The sequence below is a fragment of the Variovorax sucrosi genome (assembly GCF_051216635.1).
GTDB lineage: Bacteria > Pseudomonadota > Gammaproteobacteria > Burkholderiales > Burkholderiaceae_C > Variovorax.
Map to the genome: position 1 here is coordinate 273940 of NZ_JBPJZU010000005.1, position 24617 is coordinate 298556.

Below are 24617 nucleotides of genomic sequence, written 5' to 3' on the forward strand. Positions count from 1 at the left end.
GTTCAGACGCCCAGGTAGCGGGTCCAGAGCCCGCGGTCGGCGTCGAGCGCGGCGGAGTCGCCCGCCCACACGACGCGGCCGCGTTCGAGGATGAGGTGACGGTCGGCCAGCGGCAGCAGGCGCTGCACGTACTTGTCGACCACCAGGATCGCTTCGCCCTCGGCCTTGAGCGTGGCCAGGCAGCGCCAGATCTCTTCGCGGATGACCGGGGCCAGGCCTTCGGTCGCTTCGTCGAGGATCAGCAGCTTGGGGTGCGTCGACAGCGCTCGCGCGATGGCGAGCATCTGCTGCTCGCCGCCCGAGAGCTGGTTGCCGGCGTTGGCCTTGCGCTCCCCGAGGCGCGGGAACAGGCCGTACAGCGCATCGACTGTCCAGCGCGGCGCCTGCTTCACTGCACCTGCCCGGGGCCGCGCGAAGGCGCGCAGGTGCTCGTCGACGCTGAGGTTCGGAAAGACGTGGCGGCCTTCGGGCACGATCGCCACGCCGCGGCGGCCGATGGCGTCGGGCCGCGCGCCACCGATGTCGACGCCTTCGAAACGCACCCCGCCGCGCATCGGCTTCAGCGTGCCGGTCAGCACCTTCAGCAGCGTGCTCTTGCCCATGCCGTTGCGGCCCAGCAGTGCCATCACTTCGCCGGGCTTCACGTCGATGTCGATGCCGAACAGCACCTGGCTCGCGCCGTAGCCGGCCTCGATGCCGGTCGCTTCCAGAAGAAGTTTGCTCATGAGTGCCCTTCGGCTTCGGTGCCGAGGTAGACGGCCTGCACGTCCGGATGGCCGCGCACCTCGTCGGCGGTGCCGGTCATCAACACCTTGCCCTGCACCAGCACCGTCAGGCGGCTGGCGAGGCGGAACACCGCGTCCATGTCGTGCTCGATCAGCAGGATGGCCATCTCGCTGCGCAGCGATTCGATCAGCGCCACCATGCGCGCCGATTCGTCCGGGCCCATGCCCGCCATCGGCTCGTCGAGCAGCAGCAGCTTCGGGTTCGCGGCCAGCGCCAGTGCCACGTCGAGCGCGCGCTGCGCACCGTGCGGCAGCGTGCCGGCGATGCGGTGGCGTTCGCCGGCCAGGCCGACGCGTTCAGCCAAGGCTTCGGCCTTGGCAACCAGCTCGCTTTCGTTCGCGCGCGGCGCCATGAAGCGCAGGCTGCTGCCCGCATGCGCCTGCACCGCGAGCATCAAGTTGTCGTGCACCGTCTCCTTCGCGAAGACGCGCGTCACCTGGAAGCAGCGCGACAGGCCGGCGCCCACGCGCTGGTGGTCCTTCAGCGGCGTGATGTCGTGGTCACCGAGCCAGATGCGGCCGGCGTCGGCCTTCAGCAGGCCGGAGATGAGGTTGACCAGTGTGGTCTTGCCGGCGCCGTTGGGGCCGATGAGCGCATGCACTTCACCGGCGTCGACCGTGAGGTTCACATGGTCGGTCGCCAGCAGGCCGCCGAAGCGCTTGACCAACCCTTCGATGCGAAACAGGCTCATGGCTTGCCCCCTTGCCCCTCGGGGGAGAGGGCTGGGGCGCGGGGCGCGCGGCGCTTGTACAAGGCGGCCAGCCCCTTCGGCGCCCACAGCGCCACCGCGATCAGCAGCAGCCCGAGCGGCAAATGCCAGTGCTCGGTGTACTGCTTGAGCACCTCTTCCAACAGCAGCCACACGGCGGCGCCGACCGGTCCGCCCCAGCTGCGGCCCAGGCCGCCGATGACGACCATCACCACCAGCGTGGCCGACTGCGTCCAGTGCATCGCACCCGGGCTGATGAAGCCGTTGCCACCCGCCAGCAGCGCACCGGCCAGGCCGGCCACCGCACCGGCGATGGCGAAGGCCACCAGCTGGATGCGGAACACCGGGTAGCCCAGCGCGCGCATGCGCGTCTCGTTGTCGCGGATGCCCATCAGCGCATGGCCGAAGCGCGAGCGCGTGGCGCGGTGCATCCACCCCAGCGCGAGTGCGACCAGCACCAGCACCACCCAGTAGAAGTTCGATTCGTTGCCCAGGTCGACGCCCAGGCCCAGCGTGGGCCGCGCCGGCAGCGTGTAGCCGTCGTCGCCACCGTACTTGCGCAGCGAGACGGCGATGAAGTACAGCATCTGCGCGAAGGCCAGCGTGGTCATGATGAAGTACACGCCGCGCGTGCGCAGCGCGACCGTGCCGATCAATGCGGCGACGAGGCCGGCGACCAGCGCGGCCATCGGCCACAGGATCCAGGCCGACATCACGCCGGCGTCCGCGAAGGCAACCACCGTGTACGCGCCGACGCCGATGAAGCCCGCATGCCCGAGCGCCACCATGCCGCCGAAGCCGAGGATGAAGTTGAGGCTGGCGGCAGCCAGGGCCATGATGAGCACGCGCCGCACGAAGCCGATGTAGAACTCCATGCCGAAGAGCGGCGCGACCAGCGGGAAGGCAGCGAGCGCGACCAGCAGCACCAGCGGAAGAACGAAGCGGGCTTTCATGCGCGGGCCGAGAAGAGGCCCGAGGGCCGGAAGATGAGGACGACCACCATCAGCGCATACATCGCCACTTCGGCGAACAGCGGGCCGAGGTCGGCTGCGGTGGCCGGCGGCAGCGTGGCACGCAGCAGCATCGGCAGGAACGCGCGGCCGATGGTGTCGACCAGGCCCACCAGCAGCGCGGCCACGAAGGCGCCCCGCACCGAGCCGATGCCACCGATGACCAGCACCACCAGCGCCGGAATCAGGATCTGCTCACCCATGCCGACCTGCACCGCGACGATCGGTCCCATCAGCGCGCCAGCCAGCGCAGCGAGCGCCGCACCCAGCAGGAAGATGCCGTTGAAGATACGGCCCACGTGCACGCCCATCAGCTCGGCCATCGGCCGGTCGGACGCACCGGCGCGCACCCGCATGCCGACGCGCGTGTGGTTCACCAGCAGGTACAGCGCCAGCGCGACAAGCACGCCCGCGCCGAGGATGACGAGGCGGTAGGCCGGGTAGGGCAGGCCGTCGATGATTTCGATCGGGCCGCTCAGCGCGGCGGGCGTGGGCGCCATCACCGGCGACGGGCCCCAGATCATCTTGACGACGTCGTCGGCCACCAGGATCACGCCGAAGGTCGCCAGCACCTGCGCGAGGTGATCGCGCTTGTAGAGCTGGCGCATCAGCAGCACTTCGAGCAGCGCCGCGACGACGACGGTGACGATCACCGCCAGCGCGATGGCTGCGACGAAGGAGCCGCTCTGCTGGTGCGCCTGCGCCGCCACGTACGCCCCCGACATGAACAGCGAGCCGTGCGCCAGGTTGAGCACGTCCATGATGCCGAACACCAGCGTCAGCCCGGCGGCCAGCAGGAACAGCATCAGCCCGAAGCCGAGGCCGTTGAGCAGTTGCTCAAGGAAAAGAATACCGGTCATGAATCCTGACGGCCGTTGAACGAGCAGAGGTTATTCGTGGAACACCGCGGAACCGGCTTTGCCGGGCCGCTGGTGTTGCCCCCGGAAGGGGGAAGGCGAAGCGACACGAAGTGCGCAAAGCCCCGGGGGAGAGCCTATTTCAGCGGGCATTTGTCGGAATACGTGTCGCCGTAGTTGGTCAAAAGGGTGCTCACCGTCTTGTTCGTGATCTTCCCTTGCGCGTCCTTGCCGATCACGCGCAGGTAGAAGTTCTCGATGGGGTAGTGGTTGTTCGCGTACTTGAAGCTGCCGCGCGTCGACGCGTAGTTGGCCTTCTTCAGTGCGGCGATCACGGCTTCGCGGTTCTGCGCGTTGCCGCCGGCCTGCTTCACTGCGGCGTCCATCGCCAGGATCACGTCGTAGGCCTGGGCGGCGTACAGCGAGGGGTAGCGGCCGTTGTATTCCTTCTTGAAGGCTTCCACGAAAGCCTTGTTGGCAGGGTTGTCGAGGTCGTGCGCCCAATGCGAGGTGTTGAACAGGCCCAGCATCGGGTCGCCCACGGCACCGATCACGTCTTCGTCGGCCGAGAAGCCGCTGGTGACCAGCGTGATGTCCTTCGACAGACCCGCGCCCACGAACTGCTTGATGAAGTTGATGCCCATCGCGCCGGGCAGGAAGAAGTAGATCGAGTCCGGCTTGGCCGCACGGATCTGCGCGAGCTCGGCGGCGTAATCGATCTGGCCGAGCTTGGTGTAGAGCTCGTCGGCCACCTGGCCCTTGAACTGGCGCTTGGCGCCACCGAGTGCGTCTTTGCCCGCCGGGTAGTTGGGGGCGATCATCACCATCTTCTTGAAGCCGCGGTCTTGCGCGAACTTGCCGGCGGCCTCGTGGAACTGGTCGTTCTGGTAGGCGGTGCCGAAGAAGTAGGCATTGCACTGCGCGCCGGCGAACTGGCTGGGGCCGGCGTTGGACGACAGGTACGGCACCTTGGCGGCGAACAGCGTCGGGCCGACGGCCAGGGCGATGTTGGAGCCGATCGGGCCCGAGAACAGGTCGATCTTGTCGCGCTGGATCATGCGGTCGACCAGCTGCTTGGCCTGGTCGGGGCTGCCGGCCATGTCGGCCTGAACGAACTCCACCGGCTGGCCGCCGAGCTTGCCGCCCAGCTGCTTGATGCCCAGCGCGAAGCCGTCACGCGCCTCGGCGCCCAGGGCGGCGAAGGGGCCGGAGATATCGAGCGCCAAGCCCACCTTGACCGGGTCGGCCAGTGCGGCGCCGGCCACGCCGAAGGCGGACGCGAACATCAGGGAGCGCAGCGTGCGAGACAGGGCGGTCGCGACGGGCGGCTTGGTGGACTTCGAGCGCATGGAGGACTCCGGTTAGGTCAGGTTGGCACCACTTCGATGCATGTGGCCCCGGCATTGTGCGGGCCACTTCATTCACAAGTAAATACTTTATGCATGAAGCATCTGGTGTCAATCGGGCTTGCACGAACAGTGCCAGCCCGAAGACCTGCTACGCGCGAAGCCGGACCATGAGGGCGGCCAGCGCCGGCGCGCAGCGAGCGACCGGCGCCTCGCCCGTCCGGTCAGCTGCTCTGGCAGCTGAAGCTGTCGGCCGAGTTCAAGTCGCCGCTGCCCTTGTACTTCGGGAAGGTCGGGTACTTGCACAAGGGGCGCGTCTGCACGGTGGCCTGGGTCGCCGGGTTGAGCTTCTTCGCCACGATGTTCTGCGCGGAAGGTGCGGCACCCCCCTCGCGCCACTTGGACACCGCGTCCACCAGGTCGATGGTGTCCGGCCCGACCCCGCCAGCGCAATGCTGAACGCCCGGCTGGAGGAAGAACTCCATCGAGGCGTCGCGCGTGGACGCGCCACCGACCGCCGTCGCGACATCGTTGAAGTACTTGATCGAGCCCTTGTAGCTGATCGCCCAGTCATGCGTCCCGTGGGCAAGAATCATCTTGCCGCCCTGGCCGAAGAAGGAACGAAGGTCGGGCGTCGCGTCGAGCGTGGTGGCTGCCAGCCGCAACCCGGACGTGTAGATCTCGGGGTCGAAAGTCAGGACGTCGAAGGCCGGATTGCCGGTGACCCAGTACTTCACCAGACCGCTGCCGAACTGGAACTGGAGCCCGGTGCCGCCGACCGCCGAGCCGGTCACCCACACCGGCCAGCCCAGGTCTTCGCCGCCCGGTCCCCAGCCGGGGTAGACGCTGGTCCCGTCCGCGCGCTTGAGCTCCGAATAGATCGTGTTGGCCGTCGCGATCTGCGGGTCGGTCAGGCAGGTGTCTGCGTCGCCCGCGGCGCAGCGCAACACCGCCGGGTTGAAGGTGCAGGCCGCCTGGTTGCTCACGATGCCATCGACCGCGCCATCCAGGCCGTCGCACTGCGCGGCGACGGTCTTGCCGATGAGCGAGACCTTCGCATTGCTGAGTTGTCCGCCGGGCGCGGCGAGCGCCTTTCCGTTCGCCACGAAGGCCTGGAAGAGTTCGGTGAAGGAATACGCCGGCGCACGCACGACGATGCCGTCGAAGTCGTTCGGAAAGCGTGTGGCCTGGATCAGCGCCTCGCGGCCGCCGTTGGAGCAACCCTCGAAATAGCTGAATTGGGCGTCGGTGCCATAGCGTTTGCGAACGATCTCGTTGCTGACCTCCTTCACCGAGTGAATCGAGAGGTAGCCGAAATCGGCTTGCGCGGTGGAGTTGTTCAGGAAGCCCGACGCGTCCAGTGCATTGCCCTGCCGGCCCCCGTCGGAGGCAACCAGGACGTAGCCGCCCGTCGAGCCGCTCGGAGAAGGAGGAACGATGTTGATGCTGCCGTCCCACCCGCCGCCGCCCGCATACAACAGCTTGTTGTTCCAGACGGTGGGCAGGTGCAGCTCGAAATTCAGCGTGCTGTGCAGCGTGCCCGTCACCTTGCAGTACTCCGCCGACGCAGCGCTCGCCGCGACGAGGCTGGCGTCGTTGATCGACGCGCCGGCAAGCGACGTGCCCGCGAACGCCTTGCACTTGTCGGCCGCCGATGCGACCGGCGGTGCGGGGTCGGGCGGTGGGGTCGATCCTGGGGACGGGCCTCCGTCGCCGCCACCGCCGCCACACGCCACCAGCAAGAAGGGAATGCCCAGCAGGCCCATGCGGGCCCGCGAGAGAGGGTTTCTCATGATTTGTCTCCTGTTTGTACTGCCGCCTAAACTCAGGCCCCGCGAGCGGTGCCTGCGAAATGGATGCTAGGCACCGAGGTTGCAAAAGAAAGTCCTTCTGATGACAAACCATGTGCAGACCATCGAGATGTTGCGAGCGGCTGCCTGGGCTCAGGGTCTCTCCGACGAAGAGTTCGGCCGGGTCAGGTCGGAGACGGTGGACCGCTTCTATTCGGCGGGAGAGATCGTCTGCCGCAAGTCCAGCCTTGCCACGCACTGGATCGGGGTCGTCGATGGCATGCTCAAGGTGGACATCCTGTCCGCCGACGGTCGCAGCACCACGTTGAGCGGCACCTCCATGGGCGGATGGCTGGGCGAGGGCTCGGTCCTCAAGCGCGAGCAGCGGCCGTACGAAGTGGCCGCGCTGCGCGACAGCCGCGTCGCACTGGTGCCCAGCCACACCTTCCACTACCTGCTGGAGAACAACCTGGCGTTCTGCCATTTCATGATCAAGCAGCTCAACGCGAGGGTCGGTCAGTTCATCGCGCTGGCGGAAAGCTACCGGATGCACGACCTGAGCTCCAGGGTGGCGCACTGCCTGGCCGAACTGTTCAACCCGCAGCTGAACCCCCACACCGATCCGATCCTCCAGATCTCGCAGGAAGAGATCGGTCGGCTGGCAGGCATCTCACGTCAGCATGCGCACCGCGCCTTGCACGAGTTGGAGGACGCCGGGCTGGTCTGCATCGCCTACGGCAGCATCGATGTCGTCAACATCGACGGCCTGCGGGCCTATGCGCGTGAACATGGGGAGTGAGATGGGCGACGTGCAGGGATACGCCGGCAGGGGCTGGGCGTGCGAATTCGCGGTCGCCACGCCGGACGGCCATCGCCTGATGGTCGGGGAGGTGCTGCCCTCATGATCGACCACACGGGCATCCACGTTTCGGACCTGTCGCGCAGCAAGCGCTTCTACCAACCCGTGCTCGCAACGCTGGGGCATGTACCCCAGCGCGACCTGGGGGATGCCATCGGCTACGGCAAGGAAGCCCCAGGGCCTTTCGATGACCCGGCCGGTGAGTTCTGGCTCATCGAAGGCACGCCGCTCGTGCCCCGAAGCCACATCGCCTTTCGTGCCCGAAGCAGGGAGAGCGTGGATGCGTTCCACCGCGCCGCGCTGGCTTCCGGCGGCACGGACAACGGCGCGCCTGGCCTGCGCCTCGTCTATCACCCGCACTACTACGCCTGCTTCGTGCTGGACCCTGACGGCTACAACGTCGAAGCCGTCTGCCACGCGCCCCTTGGCTGAACGCTGAGGCGGTGCCGGGTCAGGCCGCCCGGCTCTTGCCGCGCCGCGACAACATGTTGAGCACTTCGACCAGCGTCGAGAAGGCCATCGCAGCGTAGATGTAGCCCTTGGGCACATGCACGCCGAAGCCGTCCGCGATCAGCACGGCGCCGATCATCAGCAGGAAGCCGAGCGCCAGCATCACGACGGTCGGGTTGCGGTTGATGAAGTTCGCGAGCGGCTCGGCCGCCAGCAGCATCACGGCGACGGCGGTGATGACGGCGATCACCATCACGGCCAGGTTGTCGGTCATGCCGACGGCCGTGAGGATGGAGTCGACGGAGAACACCATGTCTAGCAGAACGATCTGCACCAGCACCGACGAGAACGCGATCGCCGCCACGGCTGCGCCGTTGGCGCCTCCTTTCACCAGAGGCGGATCGACGTGGTGGTGAATCTCCTTCGTCGCCTTCCAGATCAGGAACAGGCCACCGGCGATCAGGATCAGGTCGCGCCACGAGAACTGCGTTTCGAAGCTCGGCGTTCCGTGCGAATCCAGACCGCCCGTCAACCCGAGATCGAACACCGGCGCCGTGAGCCCGACCAGCCACGCGATCATCGACAGCAGCGCGAGCCGCATGATCAGCGCGAGGCCGATGCCGATGCGGCGTGCCCGCTTGCGCTGGTGCTCGGGCAGCTTGTTCGACAGGATCGAGATGAAGATCAGGTTGTCGATGCCGAGCACGACTTCCATGATCACCAGCGCGACCAGCGCCGCCCATGCGGTCGGGTCGGAAAAGAGGGCTTGGAGACTTTGCACGGCATTTCTCGGCTGAAGGGGAGGCCGGATGATGCCCGCTGCCGGAGCCGCTTCCGTCGATTTCCGGCCTTCGACTGGGCCTTTGGGCGGAGCGCCTGCCTTGCGCGTGATGCCCTCAGGCCGGCGCCAGCGGCAGCAGCACCGTGACCGCGCTTCCCTCGCCGAGCCCGGCGCTGGCGGCCGACACGTCGCCGCCATGGCGCTCGACGATCTTCTTCACGATGGCCAGGCCCAGCCCCAGGCCGCCCTCGGCATTGGACGCGGCACCGGGCGCCTGCACGAAGGGTTCGAACAGGTCGTCGATGGCGCCGGGCTCCATGCCGATACCGTTGTCCCTCACGGTCACGGCGACCTGGCGGGTGGCGGTGGTGTGCAGCGCCAGCGTCACGTCGCCGCCTGGATCGGTGTACTTGGCCGCGTTGTTCAGCAGGTTCGCGAACACCTGCACCAGGCGCGTGGCGTCGCCGACCACCGGCACGGGCACCGTGCCCAGGTCCGTGTGGAGCCGATGGCCTTTCTTCGCGATCAGCGGTGCGCTCTGCTCCAGCGCCTGCGCCAGCACCTCGCGCAGGTTCACCGGCCGCAGGTCGATCTGGAACTCGCCTCGCATCACGCCCGACAGGTCAACCAGGTCGTCCGCCATGCGCGCCATCTGCTGCACCTGGCGGCCGATGAGTTCGCTGGCCCACACGACGCGCTTCGGGTCGTCTGGCGCGCGCCGCAACACCTCCTGCGCCGAATGCAGTGCCGCCAGCGGGTTGCGGATCTCGTGGCCCAGCGTGGCCATCGCGTTGTCCTTCGCGCGGTTGCTGGCCCGCAGTTGCCGCACGCTTTCCGCCAAGTCGTGGCGCGACGTGCGCAGACGGCCGCCGATCGAAGCGATGCTCAGCCCGATGATCAGGAACAGCACGGTCCGACTGATGTTCTGAAGCTGGAAGAACTGCTGCCAGCTGCCGCCGCCGATGAAGAGGTAGGTGCCGATGGAGGTGCTCAGCACCGTGGCGAACAACGCCGGCCCGAAGCCGCCGTAGAACGTGGCCACCACGATCGCCAGCGACAGGATGAGGTAAGGCCCCTGCTGGCCCAGCAGCGGGTTCATCAGAAAACGCAGGCCCAGCGCCGCCATGACAGCCGCGAATGCGATGAGGTAGTCGCGTGGCTGCGCTCCAGGGGTCGGCGGCTCGGGCGGCAACAGCTGCATCGGTCAGAGGCGTCGATTCGCGGCGTGGGGCAAGGCGGGGTGAGGACGCGGGCCCGGTGCCCGCCCGGCCCAGTCTAGCCAGCTTGCGGACCGGGCCAAAGCAGGAGACCGCGCCGTCACTGCGCCCGATAATCCGACGCCGATCGTCCACCTTTGCCCAACTCGCTCCACCTGCCTGTGACTCAACCCCCAGCTCCCGGCCGCACGGCGCGACGCGGCAGCGGCGGCATCACCCTCAGCGATGTGTCCAAGCTGGCGGGCGTGTCGACCATCACCGTGTCCCGTGCGCTCAACACGCCGGACCTGGTGTCGCCGGACACGCGGGAGAAGGTGCGCGCGGCGGTCGAACGCACCGGCTACGTGCCCAACCGCCTGGCGGGTGGCCTGGCGTCGAACCGCAGCCGGCTGGTCGCGGCGCTGGTGCCCACCATCGCCGGGCCGGTGTTCCTCGAAACCATCCAGGCGCTGACCGAGGCGCTGGATGAAGCCGGCTACCAACTGATGCTGGGGCAGAGCGGCTACCACCACTCGCGTGAAGACGCGCTGATCGACGCCATCATCGGCCGCCGGCCCGACGGCATCGTGCTGACCGGCATCATGCATTCGGCGGAAGGCCGCCGTCGGCTGCTCGCCTCGGGCATCCCGGTGGTCGAGACCTGGGACCTGACGCCGACGCCGGTCGACATGCTGGTCGGCTTCTCGCACGAGAAGGTGGGCGTGGCCATCGCGCGCTTCCTGCATGCCAAGGGCTACCGGCATCCGGCGGTGGTCACCGGCGACGACCAGCGGGCCGACCTGCGGCGCGTCGGCTTCACCGAGGCGATGGCCGGCCTGGGCGTGCGGTCGGTGCCGGTGCACACGGTCGCGGCGCCCACCACGCTGGGCAGCGGCCGCACCGCGCTGACAGCCCTGCTCGCGGAGGCGCCGCGGACCGATGTGCTGGTGTGCAGTTCCGACGCGCTGGCCCACGGGGTGATCACCGAGGCGCACGCGCGCGGCATGCGGGTGCCGGACGACATCGGCGTGATGGGCTTCGGCGACCTGGCCTTCGCGCAGCATGCGCACCCCGCCATCACGACCGTGCGCATCGACGGCACCGCCATCGGTAGGCAGGCGGCGCGCTTCATCGTCGAGCGCGCCAGGGGCGTCGAGGTCGCGCAGAAGGTCGTGGACCTCGGCTTTTCGCTGATCGAGCGCGACAGCGTCTGACCGTCGCGGTGCCGCTGCGATAGCGGGCCCCAAGCAAAGGTAAACCCTCAGACTCCATCGAAATGACAGCGCTAACATTCGCGGCTGACCCACCGATCGCTTCACCACCACACGCACGCCTCCGATGACCGACGCCTCCGCGCCCACCCCCCGCCGCAAGCAGCCCGAAGACCTCCGCTCCCACCGCTGGTACGGCGTCAAGGACCTGCGCAGCTTCGGCCACCGCTCGCGCACTGCGCAGATGGGCTTCAGCCGCGACGACTACCTGGGCAAGCCCGTCATCGCGATCCTCAACACCTGGAGCGATATGAACTCCTGCCACACGCACTTCAAGCAGCGGGTGGAGGAAGTGAAGCGCGGCGTGTGGCAAGCGGGGGGCTTCCCGGTCGAGATCCCGGCGATGAGCCTGGGCGAGGCCTTCCAGAAGCCGACCACGATGCTCTACCGCAACCTGCTGGCGATGGAGGCCGAGGAGCTGATCCGCTCCTACCCCGCCGACGGCGTGGTGCTGATGGGTGGCTGCGACAAGACGACGCCGGGCCTGGTGATGGGCGCGCTGGCGATGAACCTGCCGACCATCTTCGTGCCCGCCGGCCCGATGCTGCGCGGCGACTACAAGGGCAACGTGCTGGGCTCGGGCTCCGACACCTGGAAGTACTGGGCCGAACTGCGCGCCGGCAACATCACCGAGGACGACTGGCAGGAGGTGGAGGACGGCATCGCTCGCTCCGCCGGCACCTGCATGACCATGGGCACCGCCAGCACCATGACCAGCGCGGCCGAGGTGCTGGGCCTCACGCTGCCGGGCGCCTCGTCGATCCCCGCGGTCGATTCGCGCCACGCCATGATGGCCACGCACACCGGCAAGCGCATCGTCGACATGGTGTGGGAAGACCTGAAGCCGCTCGACATCCTCACGCCCGCGTCGTTCGACAACGCCGTCACCGCGGTGCTGGGCCTCGGCGGCTCGACCAATGCCATCGTCCACCTGATCGCGATGGCGCGGCGCGCGGGCGTGCCGCTCGACCTGGCCCGCTTCGACGAACTGGCGCGCAGCACGCCGGTCATCGCCAACCTGCGGCCCGGCGGCAAGTACCTGATGGAGGACTTCTATTACGCCGGCGGCCTGCGCGCCTTCCTGCGCGAGATGGGCACGCTCATCGACGGCAGCCAGCGCACCTGCAACGGCCTCACGCTGGGCGAGAACATCGCCGACGCGAAGACCTTCAACGCCGACGTGATACGCCCGCGCAGCGAAGCGCTGCTCGAGAGCGGCGGCCTGGCGGTGCTGCACGGCAACCTCGCGCCCTCGGGCGCCGTCATCAAGCCGGCAGCCATGGAGCCGCACCTGCGCAAGCACACCGGCCCGGCGGTCGTCTTCAAGAACTACGACGACCTGGCCGCGCGCATCGATTCGCCCGAGCTGGTGGTCACGAAGGACAGCGTGATCGTGCTGCAGAGCGCCGGCCCCCAGGGTGCGCCCGGCATGCCGGAGTGGGGCCAGTTGCCGATCCCGCAGAAGCTGCTCAAGGAAGGCGTGCGCGACATGGTGCGCATCAGCGACGCCCGCATGAGCGGCACCAGCTACGGCGCCTGCGTGCTGCACGTCACACCCGAATCGCATGTGGGCGGGCCGCTGGCGCTGGTGCGCGACGGCGACCTGGTCACGCTCGACATCGATGCGCGGCGCATCGACATGGCGGTGAGCGACGAGGAGATCGCCCGCCGCCGGGCTGAGTGGCAGAAGCCCGTTCCGAAATTTGGACGAGGCTACGGCGTGATGTTCCTCAAGCACGTGCAGCAGGCCGACACCGGCTGCGACTTCGACTTCCTCGCACCGGACTATGCCCAGGCGCAAGCCGGCAAGGACGAGCCCGAGATTCACTGACCCGGAGACACACCATGACTTCACTCTCGGACCCCGATCGCCGCGCCGTGCTGCGCGCCGGCGCAGCCTTGCTGCTGCCGACCCCGTTGCTCGCGATGGCCCAGGGCGATGCCTGGCCGAGCAAGCCCATCACCTATGTCGTGCCCTTTACACCGGGTGGCTCGACCGACGTCATCGGCCGCGTCATCGCGCAGAAGCTCGGCGACGCGCTCGGCCAGCCGGTGATCGTCGACAACCGGCCCGGCGCGGCCGGTGCGGTCGGCGCGGGCTACGTGGCCAAGGCCAAGCCCGACGGCTACACGTTGTTCGGCGGGACCATCAGCACGCATGCCATCAACGCGAGCCTGTACAAGAACCTGCCCTACGACCCGGTGAAGGACTTCGACCCGATCGCGCTCGTGGCCTTCCTGCCCAACGTGCTGATCGTCGACCCCGCGCTCGGCGTCAACTCGGTGGCCGACCTGATCGCGCTGCTGAAGAAAGACCCGGCGCGTCGCACCTTCGCGTCGTCCGGCGCCGGCACCTCGACCCACCTGGCCGGCGAGATGCTGGCCGACATGATCGGCGTGAAGCTCACGCACGTGCCGTACAAGGGCACGCCGCCGGCGATGCTCGACGTGTCGTCGGGCCAGGTCACCTTCATGTTCGACCAGATCACGGCGGCACTGCCGCTGGTGCAGGCCGGCAAGCTCAAGCTGCTGGCCGTGACCACCGCCAAGCGCATGGCGCTGGCGCCCGACCTGCCCACGATGCAGGAGGCCGGCGTGAAGGGCTTCGAGATGGCGTCGTGGCAGGCGGTGTATGCGCCGAAGAACCTGCCGGCACCCGTCGCGCAGCGGCTGGCGACCGAGATTCGCAAGATCCTTCTCGCGCCCGAGGTGAAGGACAAGCTCACGAACCAGCTCGGCATGGAGGTGGTGGCGGGCTCGCCGGCCGACCTCGCCGCGCTGATGCAAAAAGAGATCCCGCGTTGGGGCGAACTTGTCCGCAAGTCCGGCGCGACTGCCAACTGAATTTTCCTATCCCACGCCACCCATGACCGACATCACACTCCTCTCCGACGAAGCCCGCGAACGCCTGCGCCATGTGAGCGTCGCCACGCTGTGCACCCAGCTTTTCAAGCGCGGCTTCCGCAACGTCTACCTGCAGCAGGTGCGCCGCCTCACGACACCCAGCGGCGGCAACCTGGTCGGCCCGGCCTTCACCATGCGCAACATCCCGGCGCGCGAGGACATCGACCAGATCAGCGCCTTCGACGACCCGAACCATCCACAGCGCAAAGGCATCGAGAGCGTGCCGCCCGGCCATGTGCTGGTGATCGACTGCCGCGGCGAAACGCGCGTGGCGTCGGGCGGCCAGATCCTCACGACGCGGCTGAAGGTGCGCGGCGCGGCGGGCCTGGTGTCCGACGGCCCGGTGCGCGACAGCGGCCCGATCTCGCAGATGGACTTCCCGGTGTACTGCGCCGGCGGCAGCGCGCCGCTCAACCTCATCCACCACCACGCCATCGACCTCAACGTGCCGATCGGTTGCGGCGGCGTGCCGGTGTACCCCGGCGACGTGATGGTGGGCGACGACGAAGGCGTGGTCGTCATTCCGCAGCACCTGGCCGAGGAGGTGTCGCGGGACGCCGTCGAGCAGGAAAAGATGGAAGCCTTCATCCTCGAACGCATCGAAGGCGGCGCCCGGCTGGCCGGCACCTACCCGCCGAACGCGGAAACCCGCGCCGCCTTCGAAGGCTGGCGCAAAGAAAAGGGCGTTTGACCATGACGTTTCCATTTCGCGCATTCCAACTGGCCTGTGCGCTGGCGCTGGCCGCGGTGCTGCCCGCGCAGGCGCAGACCTATCCCAGCAAGCAGATCACCATCGTCGTGCCGGCATCGCCCGGCGGCGCGATCGACCTGGCGGCGCGGCTCATCGGCCAGAAGCTCACCGAGGCGTGGGGCCAGCCGGTCGTCATCGACAACCGGGCCGGCGCGACCGGCATCATCGGCACCGACCTCGTCGCCAAGAGCCCGCCCGACGGCCACATGCTGGTGCTGGTTGCCAGCAGCCACGCGATCAACCCCAGCATGGTCAAGAAGCTGCCTTTCGACACGGTGAAGGGCTTCGAGCCGGTCGCGCTGACGCACGTGGTGCCGCTGGTGCTGATTGTCTCGCCCACGCTGCCGGTGAAGTCGGTCAAGGAGCTCATCGCCTACGGCAAGGCCAACCCGGGCAAGCTGAGCTTCGCGTCGAGCGGCAACGGCGGTGCGCCGCATTTCTCGGGCGAGCTGTTCAAGTCGCTGGCCGGCCTCGACATGACGCACATCCCGTACAAGGGCAGCACGCTGGCGCACCCCGATCTGATCAGCGGCCGCACCTCGCTCATGTTCGACACGGTGGCCGCGGCCAACGTGCAGATCAAGGCCGATCGCCTGCGCGCGCTGGCGGTGACAACGACCAAGCGCTCGTCCGTGTTGCCCGACGTGCCCACCATGCAGGAAGCCGGCGTGGCCGGTTACGAGACCAGCACCTGGGGCGGCCTGCTCGCGCCCGCGGGCACCCCCAAGGCCACGGTCGCCAAGCTCAATGCCGAGGTCAACAAGATCCTCGCGATGCCCGACGTGCGCAAGACGCTGCAGGACAACGGCATCGAGCCCGGCAACGGCACGCCGCAGCAGTTCGGCGACTTCATCGGCACCGAGATGGTGAAGTGGTCGAAGGTCGCCAAGGACGCGGGCATCCAGGCCGAGTGATCCCGACCATGTCATACCCCAAGGAGACCACCATGCACGACGACATCAGCACGCCTCGCCGACGATTCCTCAAGACAGCGGCCGGCGCAGGCGCTGCCGCCCTCAGCGGCCTGGCCGGGGCACAGGCCTTCGACTTCCGCCCGAGCCAGCGTTACCCCGACCCGGCGGTGATCATCCTCGACCCGAGCTTCGCCAAGTACCGCATCTACAGCAGCACGCTGGAGCAGCTCGGCAGCGGCATGCGCTGGGCCGAGGGCCCGGTCTACTTTCCCGAGCAGGGCACCCTGCTGCTCAGCGACATCCCGAACAACCGATTGATGAAGTACGACGAGAAGACCGGCACCTTCGGCGTGCACAAGACCAACGTCAACTACGCCAACGGCAACACCCGCGACCGGCAGGGCCGCCTCATCAGCTGCGAACACTCGGTGACGCGGCGCATCGTGCGCACCGAGAAGGACGGCCGCATGACCGTGCTGGCCGACAATTTCGAAGGCAAGCGCCTGAACGCGCCGAACGACATCGTGGTGCGCTCTGACGACAGCATCTGGTTCACCGACCCCACCTTCGGCATCAACGGCGAATGGGAAGGCTCGCGCGCCGCACCCGAGCAGGCGACGACCAACGTCTATCGCATCGGCAAGGACGGCCAGTTGACGGCGGTGATCACCGACCTGGTGAACCCGAACGGCCTGGCCTTCTCGCCCGACGAACGCAAGCTCTACGTCGTGGAATGGAAGGGAACGCCCAACCGCAGCATGTGGAGCTACGACGTCGCGGCCGACGGTGCCAGCGTGTCGAACAAGACCAAGCTGATCGACGCCGGCGGCCCCGGCGCCTTCGACGGCTTCCGCGTCGACCGCGACGGCAACCTGTGGTGCGGTTGGGGCCACACCGGCGCGCTGGCCGCCGAGCCGACCGACATCGGTGGTGGCATGAAGGCCTACCTGCCGAACGCGCGTTCGGACGAGATGGACGGCGTGAAGATCTTCAACGCCCAGGGCAAACCGATCGGCTTCATCCGCCTGCCCGAGCGCTGCGCCAACCTGGAGTTCGGTGGGCCGAAGCGCAACCGGCTCTACATGGCGAGCAGCCATTCGCTCTATGCGCTGTATGTGGAGGCGCACGGCGCCGTCTGAGGCGCAGCAAGGGCCGCGGCGCCCAGGAACGCGCGACTCTTCTATGACAGCAGGCGCTTGAGGTAGCGGCCCGTGTGGCTCGCCTCGTTCGCCGCGATGTCCTCCGGCGTGCCTTCGCCCACCACCATGCCGCCGCCGGCACCGCCCTCGGGCCCCATGTCGATCAGCCAGTCGGCGGTCTTGATGACGTCCAGGTTGTGCTCGATCACCACGATGGTGTTGCCCGCGTCGCGCAGCTGGTGCAGCACCTTGAGGAGCAGCTCGATGTCGGCGAAGTGCAGGCCGGTGGTCGGCTCGTCGAGGATGTACAGCGTGCGGCCGGTGTCGCGCTTGCTCAGCTCCAGCGCGAGCTTCACGCGCTGCGCCTCGCCGCCCGAGAGCGTCGTCGCAGCCTGCCCCAGCTTGATGTAGGAGAGGCCCACGTCGAGCAGGGTGTGCAGCTTGCGCTCGATGGTCGGCACCGCCTTCAGGAACTCGTGCGCGGCCTCGACCGTCATCTCGAGGATCTGCGCGATGTTCTTGCCCTTGTACTGGACCTCGAGCGTCTCGCGGTTGTAGCGCTGGCCGTGGCACACCTCGCAGGGCACGTACACGTCGGGCAGGAAGTGCATCTCGACCTTCACCACGCCGTCCCCCTGGCAGGCCTCGCAGCGACCACCGGCCACGTTGAAGCTGAAGCGGCCCGGCCCGTAGCCGCGTTCGCGCGCGGTGTTGGTCTCGGCCATCAACTCGCGGATGGGCGTGAACAGCCCGGTGTAGGTGGCCGGGTTGCTGCGCGGTGTGCGGCCGATCGGGCTCTGGTCGACGTTGATGACCTTGTCGAAGTACTCGATGCCTTCGATGGCCTCGTGCTCGGCCGGCTCGTCGTGCGCGCGGTACAGCGTGCGTGCGACCGCGCTGTAGAGCGTGTCGTTCACCAGCGTCGACTTGCCCGAACCCGACACGCCGGTCACGCAGGTCAAGAGGCCGACCGGGAAGGCGACGCTCACGTTCTTCAGGTTGTTGCCGGTCGCGCCGACCACGCGGATTTCCTGCAGGTCGGTCTGCGTGGCCCGATGCGCCGCCTCGCGCGCGGCGCGGCGTTCGGCCGCCGGGCTCTGCGGGAAGCGCGAGGCCTTCTTGCCTTCGTTGAAGGCCGGCTTCGCTACCACCGGCAGCCAGGCGGTGCGGTGCCTGGGCACCTCGATCTTCTTCACGCCCGACAGGTACTGGCCTGTCAGCGAGTTCGGGTTGGCCTTGACCTCTTCGTAGGTGCCCTCGGCCATCACGCGCCCGCCGTGCACGCCCGCGCCGGGGCCCATGTCGATCACGTGGTCGGCGGCGGCGATCATGTCTTCGTCGTGCTCGACCACGATCACGCTGTTGCCGATGTTGCGCAGGTGCTTGAGCGTGCCGATGAGCCGGTCGTTGTCGCGCTGGTGCAGGCCGATGCTGGGTTCGTCGAGCACGTACATCACGCCGGTCAGGCCGGAGCCGATCTGCGAGGCGAGCCGGATGCGCTGCGATTCGCCGCCCGACAGCGTCTCGGCGCTGCGGTCCAGGCTCAAATAGTTCAGGCCGACGTCGTTGAGGAACTGCAGCCGAAGGCCGATCTCGCGCACCACCTTGTCGGCGATCTCGGCCTTGGCGCCGCGCAGCTTGAGCGTGCGGAAGTAGGCGAGGCTGTCGCGCAGCGTGAAGTGGCTGACTTCATAGATCGCCTTGCGCTCCGGCGTGCTGCCGTCGGCCTGCACCGTCTCGTCCACCAGGAACACGTTGCGCGCCTCGATGCGCAGGCGCGAGCCGCCGCAGTCGGGGCAGGGCTGCAGGTTGCGGTAGCGCGCCAGGTCTTCGCGCACCATGGTGGAGTCGGTCTCGCGGTAGCGCCGCGCCATGTTCGGGATGATTCCCTCGAAGGGGTGCTTCTTCGTGAGCTTCTTGCCCGCGAAGTTGCCCGACTCCATGGTGTAGTTGAACTTGATCTCTTCTTCGCCCGAGCCCTGCAGCAACACCTGCTGCACCGTGTCGGGCAGCGATTCGAAGGGCGCGTCGAGGTCGAACTTGTAGTGCTTGGCGATGCTCTCCAGCATGCTGAAGTAGTAGCCGTTGCGGCGATCCCAGCCTTTGATGGCGCCGCTGGCGAGCGACAGCGACGGGAAGCCGACCACGCGCGCCGGGTCGAAGAACTCGCGATGGCCCAGGCCGTCGCAACTCGGGCAGGCGCCGACCGGCGAGTTGAAGGAGAACAGGCGCGGCTCCAGTTCGGCCAGCGAGTAGTGGCAGATCGGGCAGGCGAACTTGGCGTTGAAGAGATGCTCCTTGCCGCCCGCGCCTTCGTCACCCATCTCGAGCGCGATGGCGCGGCCGTCGGCCAGGCGCAGCGCCGCCTCGAAGCTCTCGGCCAGGCGCTGCTGCATGTCGGGCCGGGCGCGCAGCCGGTCGATCACCACGTCGATGTCGTGCTTCTCGGTCTTCTTGAGCTTGGGCAGGTCGTTGTATTCGTAGGTCTGGCCGTCGACGCGGAAGCGCACGTAGCCGGCGGCCTGCATCTCGGCGAAGAGATCGAGGAACTCGCCCTTCTTCTCGCGCGCCACCGGCGCCAGGATCAGCAGGCGCGGTTCGTCCGGGATCGCGAGCGTGGCATCGACCATCTGCGAGACGGTCTGCGCCTGCAGCGGCAGGCCGTGCTCGGGGCAAAAGGGCGTGCCGGCGCGCGCGTACAGCAGGCGCAGGTAGTCGTGGATCTCGGTCACGGTGCCCACCGTGGAGCGCGGGTTGTGGCTGGTGGCCTTCTGCTCGATGCTGATGGCCGGCGACAGGCCCTCGATCACGTCGACGTCGGGCTTGTCCATCAGCTGCAGGAACTGCCGCGCATAGGCCGACAGGCTCTCGACGTAGCGGCGCTGCCCTTCGGCGTACAGCGTGTCGAAGGCCAGGCTCGACTTGCCCGAGCCCGACAGGCCGGTGATCACCACCAGCTTGTTGCGCGGAATGTCGAGGTCGACGTTCTTCAGGTTGTGGGTGCGCGCGCCGCGGATGCTGATGCGCTGCTGCGCGAGCAGGGCGCCGAGGTAGGCGTCGTCGGAGGGCGAATTCACAGGGGGCGGTCCGTTCGGGGCAACCGAGCATGATAGTGCCCGGTGCGAATTTCGGCAGGGACGCGCTCCAGAGAGCCCGCAAACGGCGGTTCCGGGTCGGGAGGCCATCGGGCACAATCGTCGGTTTCCTTCTCCTTTCATCCAACATCAGGGGCAGTGCACATGGCATCGGTCAACAAAGTCATCCTCGTCGGCAATCTCGGCCGCGACCCAGAAACAAGAACCTTCCCGAGCGGCGACCAGGTCTGCAATGTGACACTGGCCACCACCGACAAGTGGAAGGACAAGGCGAGCGGCGAAATGAAGGAGGCGACCGAGTGGCACCGCCTCGTGTTCAACGGCCGCCTGGCCGAAATCGCCGCGCAGTACCTGCGCAAGGGTTCGCAGATCTACGTCGAAGGCCAGATCCGCACCCGCAAGTACCAGGACAAGGACGGCGTCGAGAAGTACGCCACCGACATCCGCGTCGACCAGATGCAGATGCTGGGCAGCCGGCAGGGCATGGGCGGCCCGTCGGGCGGCGGTGACGACGACGGCGGCTATTCGCAAGGTGGTGGTGGTGGTGGCGGCGGCGGTTACTCGCGCCCGCCGGCCGCTGCACCGCGTGCTCCGGCGGCGCGCCCCGCTCCGGCACCGGCGAAGTCGTCCTCCGGCTTCGACGACATGGACGACGACATTCCGTTCTGAGCTGGAAAGCGCAAATTCCTGTGGGGTGAGGCCCGCGTTCCTGAGGAACGCGGGCCTTTTTCATGGACCCGCGCTCGGCTTCCGCCACAAGGCGGATGGGCCTGAACGCGTGGCGAGCCAACCCGGCGGGCCCGTTCATCGCGCTTGACTTCGAGTGCACTCAAACTTTCAGAATCGTTCCCATGGCATCCCTCCTGACCATTTCCGAAGTTGCCGAACGCACGGGCCTGACCGCACACACGCTCCGCTACTACGAGCGCGTTGGCTTGATCGTGCCCGTGGCGCGAGCGCCAGGTGGCCAGCGCCGCTATGCGGCCTCGGACATGGAATGGATCGGATTCCTGCTGCGCCTGCGCGAGACCCATATGTCCATCGGGCAGATGCAGGCCTTCGCGCGCCTGCGCAGCGAAGGGAACGCCACCGCCTCCGAACGGCGCGCGATGCTGGAACAGCATCTTGCGCAAGTGACCACATCGATCAGCGTCATGCAGCAAGCGGCCCGGGCGCTGAAGGACAAGATCGGACACTACCGGGGCCTGGAAGCTTCCCTTTGCCTCACGCCATCGTCACCCAGCAAAGGAAACGCCCTTGTCCCCCGAAACCAATCCAAGCTATCTCCAGGATCTCGCCAGGCTGCGCGAGACAGGCGGCCAAGCCGGTGAGCACGTCCTTGCCTGCCTGGCCGACAGGGCAGCGGTCACCGCATGAAGCGCCGAACCGTACTCGGCGCGCCGGTGTTCATGGCGGCGGCTGCGCTGCCCGGCGCACATGTCCGGGCCCAGGCTGACGGCGCTCGCGCCGTGTCGGACTGGCAGTTGGAGGCACGGCCCGTCCACACAGGCTTGAGTTCGCCGGTCGGCACGGGCTTTGACCGGGCCGGTCACCTGTACGTGGCCAACTGGTCCGGCGGGACGGTGCTGCGGTTTTCGCCGTCAGGCGAGCGGAGCACCTTCGCCAGCGGGCTCAGCGGCCCGTCCGGCTTGGCCATCGCATCGGGGGGCGACATCTTCGTGGCCTCGTACAACGAGGACCTGGTGTGGCGCTTCACGCCATCGGGCGAACGCTCTGTCTTTGTGAGCGGACTCGCCACGCCCGCAGGCCTGGCGTTCGACGCGCGTGGCCGCCTTCTGATCGCCAACCGGCGCACGAACCAGATCCTGGCCGCCCATCCGGATGGGCGCATCGACGTCGCCGCGCAGGGTCTGCAGACGCCGGTGGGTGCCGTGGAGTTGCCTGACGGCCGGCTGATGGTCAGCAACATCGCTGGAGGCATTGCCGTCGTCGGTGCGGACAAACAAGCGCGCACGGTGAACACCGATCTGCGCAGCCCTGGCCCCGGCATCGTGCGGACATCGGACGGGGCCGTCTTCGTGGTGGACTATGGCGGCAGCACTGTCAGCCGCATCGACGCCCAGGGGCGCCGCAGCATCGCGGCCGACGGCTTGTCCAGCCCCGTGGGTCTGGCCGCGTCACCCGATGGGAGCCTGATGGTGGCCACTTGGGGCGACAACGCGGTGTTCAGGATCCGCAGGCGTTGATCGACGGCGTCGGCCGGCATGGCGCGAGCCACCCGTCCAATTTCGGCATGGTCTGCTTTCGCGCCATCCTGCTGTGGCTCATGATGCTCGCGGTGCCCTTCCAGGGCTACGCCACGGCGGACTTTCATCATGCAGAGGCTCATGCCGACGCGCACCCCGATGACGGCAGTGGCGGCCTGCACGATGCGGCCCACAAGTGCGGCAACTGCGCCGCCTGGATTGCGACGACGTCGTACTGACAGAAGAGGACGTGCGCTATGCGTTGCAGCACATGCGCCGGGTTCCGGAAAAAGCCCTCGCCTCGGCACGTTCAAGAACGAGTGTGATTCGCACTTAAACCGGCGTGTGCGCCTGAAACAGGATATTTCATGCGATCCTCGGTGGTTCGACAGTAAAAAAGTATCCGTTCCGGCGGGCCGGTTTCCCGGCGCGTCCAACCACCGCGATTCACCATGGAAAACCAGCTCGCCTGGACCCTCGCCGCCTGTGCACGCATCCTGCGTCCGGTGGTCAGGCTCGCCTTGGCGATGGGTGTGAAGCACCCGCATCTGGAGGCGCTGCTGCGCGACCTGCTGCTGGAAGAGGCGCAGCGTGCCTGGCGTGCCCAGGGGGTCAAGAACCCGAACATCAGCCAGCTCTCGGTCGCCACCGGGCTCAACCGCAAGGCCGTCACGCTGAAGGTGCGCGAGGGCAGCGACCCCCTGCCGAGCACCGAGAAGTCGGCCTCGGCCAAGACCTTCACGCTGTGGCTGCAGATGCTGGTGGACGAGCCGTCGCGCAAGCGCCTGCCGGTGGTGGCGCAGAACGGCGTGCTGTCCTTCGAAACCCTGGCTCGGCACGCCAGCCGGGGCAACGTGCACCACCGGACCATCCTGGACGAGCTGGCGCGCCTGAACATGGTGGCCGAGCGGGATGGCCACGTGGAGCTGGTGACCGACGGCTTCGTGCCTGCCGAAGACTTGCAGACCATGCTCGCCTTCCTCGGCGACAACGCGCGCGACCACCTGCTCGCCGGCGTGTCGAACACCCTGCGCGAGCGCTCGCCCATGCTGGAACGCGCGGTGTACGCCAGCGGCATCACGCTGGACGACGGCGAGCAGATCCAGCGCCTGGTGCGCCAGCGCTGGAGCGTGCTGCACCATGAGCTGACCGAGCAGATGACCCGCGCCGTCGATGCCGCCGGCGAGGGCGCCACCGGCCGGATCCGCGTGGGCATCTACACCTACTACGAAGACGGTGCCGCCGATGCACCCGACGGCAACGCGGCACCGCCCCCGGCGCCCTCCGAGGCACGGTCCTAGCCGGCGCGGTGAGCGCCTGCCGGCCCGACCGCCGCCGCGGCCTACCAGAGCAGCGAATAGCCCGCGCGAGCAGGCTCATGCCGATCGCGCCATGATGTGCGCCATGGCCGATTTCTCCATCCTCGATCTCTCCCCGATCTGCGAAGGCAGCGATGCCGCGCAGTCGTTCAAGAACTCGCTGGCGCTCGCCCAGCACGGCGAGAAGCACGGCTACCGGCGCTACTGGCTGGCCGAGCACCACGGCATGCCGGGCATCGCGAGCGCCGCCACCGCGGTGCTGCTGGCCTACGTGGGGGCGGGCACCTCGACGATCCGAATCGGCGCCGGCGGCGTGATGCTGCCCAACCATTCGCCACTGGTGATCGCCGAGCAGTTCGGCACGCTCGAATCGCTCTACCCCGGCCGCATCGACCTGGGCCTGGGCCGTGCGCCGGGCTCCGACCAGCGCACCGCGCAGGCGCTGCGGCGCAACCTCGAGTCCGACTCGGACCAGTTCCCGCAGGACGTGGTCGAACTGATGGATTTCATGAGCAAGAGCCCGCGCCAGCCCGTGATGGCGGTGCCGGGCCGCGGGCTCGAGGTGCCGGTCTGGATCCTCGGATCGAGCACCTTCGGCGCGCAACTGGCGGCGCATCTCGGCCTGCCTTACGCCTTCGCCTCGCACTTCGCGCCGCAGCAGATGATGCAGGCCATTCGCATCTACCGCGAGACCTTCAAGCCTTCGGCCCAGCTCGCCAAGCCCTACGTGATGCTGGGCTTCAACGTGTTCGCGGCCGAGACCGACGAAGAAGCGCAGTTCCGCGCCAGTTCGTGGCAGCAGGCCTTCGTGAACCTGCGCAGCGGCCGGCCGGGCCGGCTGCCACCGCCGGTGAAAGACTACTACGCGAGCGTCGGCCCGTCGGAGCGCGCGCTGCTCGACTCGGTGCTGTCGTGCTCGGCCGTGGGCTCGCGCGAGACGGTGCGCGACGGCATCGCGGCGTTCATCGAGCGCACGGGTGCGGATGAGCTGATGATCACGTCGCAGGTGTATGACCATGCGACGAGGTTGCGGTCTTACGAGATCGTGGCCTCGTTGAAGGACGAAGTGGCCGTCTCGAAGGTCTGAATTCGGGCCGCCGTACCGCTGCCTGTTTGGCGCGCGCCATGTCCACCGCTCCGATCCCGAGCGCGGCACCCTCCGGGTATGCCATTTCGAGCGCGAGTGTTCCGGCAAGCCGCTCGCACCAGCCCCGCGACCATCGAAGGATGATC

Annotated in this window: 23 protein-coding genes; 14 read left to right on the forward strand and 9 right to left on the reverse strand. The window is 67.9% G+C overall.

Annotation, left to right across the window (positions count from 1 at the left end; all coding sequences use genetic code 11):
- Positions 1-2: 2 nt before the first annotated feature.
- The 6 genes from ACSFBE_RS12045 to ACSFBE_RS12070 form a co-directional block, all read right to left on the reverse strand.
- Positions 3-725, reverse strand: coding sequence for an ABC transporter ATP-binding protein (locus tag ACSFBE_RS12045; protein WP_435490626.1), 723 nt, complete (start codon positions 723-725; stop codon positions 3-5).
- Entirely contained in the window at positions 722-1477 is a 756-nt protein-coding gene (locus ACSFBE_RS12050; RefSeq protein ID WP_435490627.1) for an ABC transporter ATP-binding protein, read from the reverse strand. Before ACSFBE_RS12050 ends, ACSFBE_RS12045 begins: the two co-directional genes overlap by 4 nt.
- Positions 1474-2448, reverse strand: coding sequence for a branched-chain amino acid ABC transporter permease (locus ACSFBE_RS12055; RefSeq protein ID WP_435490628.1), 975 nt, complete (start codon positions 2446-2448; stop codon positions 1474-1476). Before ACSFBE_RS12055 ends, ACSFBE_RS12050 begins: the two co-directional genes overlap by 4 nt.
- A complete protein-coding gene (locus ACSFBE_RS12060; protein WP_435490629.1) occupies positions 2445-3365 on the reverse strand; it encodes a branched-chain amino acid ABC transporter permease in 921 nt (306 codons plus the stop codon). The genes ACSFBE_RS12055 and ACSFBE_RS12060 overlap by 4 nt, the downstream gene beginning before the upstream one ends.
- Positions 3366-3499: 134 nt before the next feature.
- On the reverse strand, positions 3500-4711 hold the full coding sequence (locus ACSFBE_RS12065) for an ABC transporter substrate-binding protein (RefSeq protein WP_435490630.1): 1212 nt from the start codon (positions 4709-4711) through the stop codon (positions 3500-3502).
- A 221-nt stretch (positions 4712-4932) separates the two neighbouring features.
- Positions 4933-6501, reverse strand: coding sequence for a tannase/feruloyl esterase family alpha/beta hydrolase (locus tag ACSFBE_RS12070; RefSeq protein WP_435490631.1), 1569 nt, complete (start codon positions 6499-6501; stop codon positions 4933-4935).
- A gap of 100 nt (positions 6502-6601) precedes the next feature.
- Here ACSFBE_RS12070 and ACSFBE_RS12075 point away from each other — a divergent pair, with 100 nt between their 5' ends.
- Together ACSFBE_RS12075 and ACSFBE_RS12080 are read left to right on the forward strand one after the other, a co-directional pair.
- Positions 6602-7297: a Crp/Fnr family transcriptional regulator gene (locus tag ACSFBE_RS12075; RefSeq protein WP_435490632.1), complete on the forward strand. Its 696-nt coding sequence runs from the start codon at positions 6602-6604 to the stop codon at positions 7295-7297.
- Between the two features lie 102 nt (positions 7298-7399).
- The gene (locus ACSFBE_RS12080) at positions 7400-7789 is read left to right on the forward strand and encodes a VOC family protein (protein WP_435490633.1); all 390 of its coding nucleotides are present in this window, start codon (positions 7400-7402) and stop codon (positions 7787-7789) included.
- 19 nt (positions 7790-7808) lie between these two features.
- Here the strand turns inward: ACSFBE_RS12080 and ACSFBE_RS12085 are convergent, their stop codons facing one another.
- A complete protein-coding gene (locus ACSFBE_RS12085; protein WP_435490634.1) occupies positions 7809-8588 on the reverse strand; it encodes a TerC family protein in 780 nt (259 codons plus the stop codon).
- A gap of 115 nt (positions 8589-8703) precedes the next feature.
- The gene (locus ACSFBE_RS12090) at positions 8704-9789 is read right to left on the reverse strand and encodes a sensor histidine kinase (protein ID WP_435490635.1); all 1086 of its coding nucleotides are present in this window, start codon (positions 9787-9789) and stop codon (positions 8704-8706) included.
- A gap of 177 nt (positions 9790-9966) precedes the next feature.
- On the opposite strand from ACSFBE_RS12090, the gene ACSFBE_RS12095 reads away from it, so the two are divergent.
- The 6 genes from ACSFBE_RS12095 (at position 9967) to ACSFBE_RS12120 (ending at position 16763) form a co-directional block, all read left to right on the forward strand.
- The gene (locus ACSFBE_RS12095; protein WP_435490636.1) at positions 9967-10998 is read left to right on the forward strand and encodes a LacI family DNA-binding transcriptional regulator; all 1032 of its coding nucleotides are present in this window, start codon (positions 9967-9969) and stop codon (positions 10996-10998) included.
- Positions 10999-11122: 124 nt separating this feature from the next.
- Positions 11123-12886 carry an L-arabinonate dehydratase gene (araD, locus tag ACSFBE_RS12100; RefSeq protein WP_435490637.1) on the forward strand — a complete coding sequence of 588 codons (1764 nt, stop codon included), beginning with the start codon at positions 11123-11125 and terminating at the stop codon, positions 12884-12886.
- 14 nt (positions 12887-12900) lie between these two features.
- Positions 12901-13899, forward strand: a complete 999-nt coding sequence (locus ACSFBE_RS12105; protein ID WP_435490638.1) for a Bug family tripartite tricarboxylate transporter substrate binding protein — start codon at positions 12901-12903, stop codon at positions 13897-13899.
- A gap of 22 nt (positions 13900-13921) precedes the next feature.
- Entirely contained in the window at positions 13922-14650 is a 729-nt protein-coding gene (locus tag ACSFBE_RS12110) for a ribonuclease activity regulator RraA (RefSeq protein WP_435490639.1), read from the forward strand.
- Between the two features lie 2 nt (positions 14651-14652).
- A complete protein-coding gene (locus tag ACSFBE_RS12115; protein WP_435490640.1) occupies positions 14653-15624 on the forward strand; it encodes a tripartite tricarboxylate transporter substrate binding protein in 972 nt (323 codons plus the stop codon).
- Between the two features lie 32 nt (positions 15625-15656).
- Positions 15657-16763 (forward strand): SMP-30/gluconolactonase/LRE family protein, encoded by a 1107-nt coding sequence (locus tag ACSFBE_RS12120; protein ID WP_435490641.1) that lies wholly within the window; start codon positions 15657-15659, stop codon positions 16761-16763.
- A 41-nt stretch (positions 16764-16804) separates the two neighbouring features.
- Here ACSFBE_RS12120 and uvrA read toward each other — a convergent pair whose 3' ends face one another.
- Positions 16805-19840, reverse strand: coding sequence for an excinuclease ABC subunit UvrA (gene uvrA, locus ACSFBE_RS12125; protein WP_435490642.1), 3036 nt, complete (start codon positions 19838-19840; stop codon positions 16805-16807).
- Between the two features lie 162 nt (positions 19841-20002).
- On the opposite strand from uvrA, the gene ssb reads away from it, so the two are divergent.
- From ssb to ACSFBE_RS12155, 6 genes are all read left to right on the forward strand, one after another.
- Positions 20003-20527 (forward strand): single-stranded DNA-binding protein, encoded by a 525-nt coding sequence (gene ssb, locus ACSFBE_RS12130; RefSeq protein ID WP_435490643.1) that lies wholly within the window; start codon positions 20003-20005, stop codon positions 20525-20527.
- Positions 20528-20709: 182 nt separating this feature from the next.
- A complete protein-coding gene (locus ACSFBE_RS12135; RefSeq protein WP_435490644.1) occupies positions 20710-21189 on the forward strand; it encodes a MerR family transcriptional regulator in 480 nt (159 codons plus the stop codon).
- 42 nt (positions 21190-21231) lie between these two features.
- A complete protein-coding gene (locus tag ACSFBE_RS12140; RefSeq protein ID WP_435490645.1) occupies positions 21232-22065 on the forward strand; it encodes a Vgb family protein in 834 nt (277 codons plus the stop codon).
- Positions 22062-22304, forward strand: coding sequence for a hypothetical protein (locus ACSFBE_RS12145; RefSeq protein ID WP_435490646.1), 243 nt, complete (start codon positions 22062-22064; stop codon positions 22302-22304). The genes ACSFBE_RS12140 and ACSFBE_RS12145 overlap by 4 nt, the downstream gene beginning before the upstream one ends.
- A gap of 213 nt (positions 22305-22517) precedes the next feature.
- The gene (locus ACSFBE_RS12150) at positions 22518-23366 is read left to right on the forward strand and encodes a DUF6502 family protein (protein WP_435490647.1); all 849 of its coding nucleotides are present in this window, start codon (positions 22518-22520) and stop codon (positions 23364-23366) included.
- Between the two features lie 103 nt (positions 23367-23469).
- On the forward strand, positions 23470-24471 hold the full coding sequence (locus tag ACSFBE_RS12155) for an LLM class flavin-dependent oxidoreductase (protein WP_435490648.1): 1002 nt from the start codon (positions 23470-23472) through the stop codon (positions 24469-24471).
- Positions 24472-24617 lie beyond the last annotated feature (146 nt).

What these genes read in the sequence shown, in the direction of transcription:
- ACSFBE_RS12045 (WP_435490626.1), bottom strand. Translation starts at nt 725, where the DNA reads ATGAGCAAACTTCTTCTGGAAGCGACCGGCATCGAGGCCGGCTACGGC.
- ACSFBE_RS12050 (WP_435490627.1), bottom strand. Translation starts at nt 1,477, where the DNA reads ATGAGCCTGTTTCGCATCGAAGGGTTGGTCAAGCGCTTCGGCGGCCTG.
- ACSFBE_RS12055 (WP_435490628.1), bottom strand. Translation starts at nt 2,448, where the DNA reads ATGAAAGCCCGCTTCGTTCTTCCGCTGGTGCTGCTGGTCGCGCTCGCT.
- ACSFBE_RS12060 (WP_435490629.1), bottom strand. Translation starts at nt 3,365, where the DNA reads ATGACCGGTATTCTTTTCCTTGAGCAACTGCTCAACGGCCTCGGCTTC.
- ACSFBE_RS12065 (WP_435490630.1), bottom strand. Translation starts at nt 4,711, where the DNA reads ATGCGCTCGAAGTCCACCAAGCCGCCCGTCGCGACCGCCCTGTCTCGC.
- ACSFBE_RS12070 (WP_435490631.1), bottom strand. Translation starts at nt 6,501, where the DNA reads ATGAGAAACCCTCTCTCGCGGGCCCGCATGGGCCTGCTGGGCATTCCC.
- ACSFBE_RS12075 (WP_435490632.1), top strand. Translation starts at nt 6,602, where the DNA reads ATGACAAACCATGTGCAGACCATCGAGATGTTGCGAGCGGCTGCCTGG.
- ACSFBE_RS12080 (WP_435490633.1), top strand. Translation starts at nt 7,400, where the DNA reads ATGATCGACCACACGGGCATCCACGTTTCGGACCTGTCGCGCAGCAAG.
- ACSFBE_RS12090 (WP_435490635.1), bottom strand. Translation starts at nt 9,789, where the DNA reads ATGCAGCTGTTGCCGCCCGAGCCGCCGACCCCTGGAGCGCAGCCACGC.
- araD (WP_435490637.1), top strand. Translation starts at nt 11,123, where the DNA reads ATGACCGACGCCTCCGCGCCCACCCCCCGCCGCAAGCAGCCCGAAGAC.
- ACSFBE_RS12105 (WP_435490638.1), top strand. Translation starts at nt 12,901, where the DNA reads ATGACTTCACTCTCGGACCCCGATCGCCGCGCCGTGCTGCGCGCCGGC.
- ACSFBE_RS12110 (WP_435490639.1), top strand. Translation starts at nt 13,922, where the DNA reads ATGACCGACATCACACTCCTCTCCGACGAAGCCCGCGAACGCCTGCGC.
- ACSFBE_RS12115 (WP_435490640.1), top strand. Translation starts at nt 14,653, where the DNA reads ATGACGTTTCCATTTCGCGCATTCCAACTGGCCTGTGCGCTGGCGCTG.
- ACSFBE_RS12120 (WP_435490641.1), top strand. Translation starts at nt 15,657, where the DNA reads ATGCACGACGACATCAGCACGCCTCGCCGACGATTCCTCAAGACAGCG.
- ssb (WP_435490643.1), top strand. Translation starts at nt 20,003, where the DNA reads ATGGCATCGGTCAACAAAGTCATCCTCGTCGGCAATCTCGGCCGCGAC.
- ACSFBE_RS12135 (WP_435490644.1), top strand. Translation starts at nt 20,710, where the DNA reads ATGGCATCCCTCCTGACCATTTCCGAAGTTGCCGAACGCACGGGCCTG.
- ACSFBE_RS12140 (WP_435490645.1), top strand. Translation starts at nt 21,232, where the DNA reads ATGAAGCGCCGAACCGTACTCGGCGCGCCGGTGTTCATGGCGGCGGCT.
- ACSFBE_RS12150 (WP_435490647.1), top strand. Translation starts at nt 22,518, where the DNA reads ATGGAAAACCAGCTCGCCTGGACCCTCGCCGCCTGTGCACGCATCCTG.
- ACSFBE_RS12155 (WP_435490648.1), top strand. Translation starts at nt 23,470, where the DNA reads ATGGCCGATTTCTCCATCCTCGATCTCTCCCCGATCTGCGAAGGCAGC.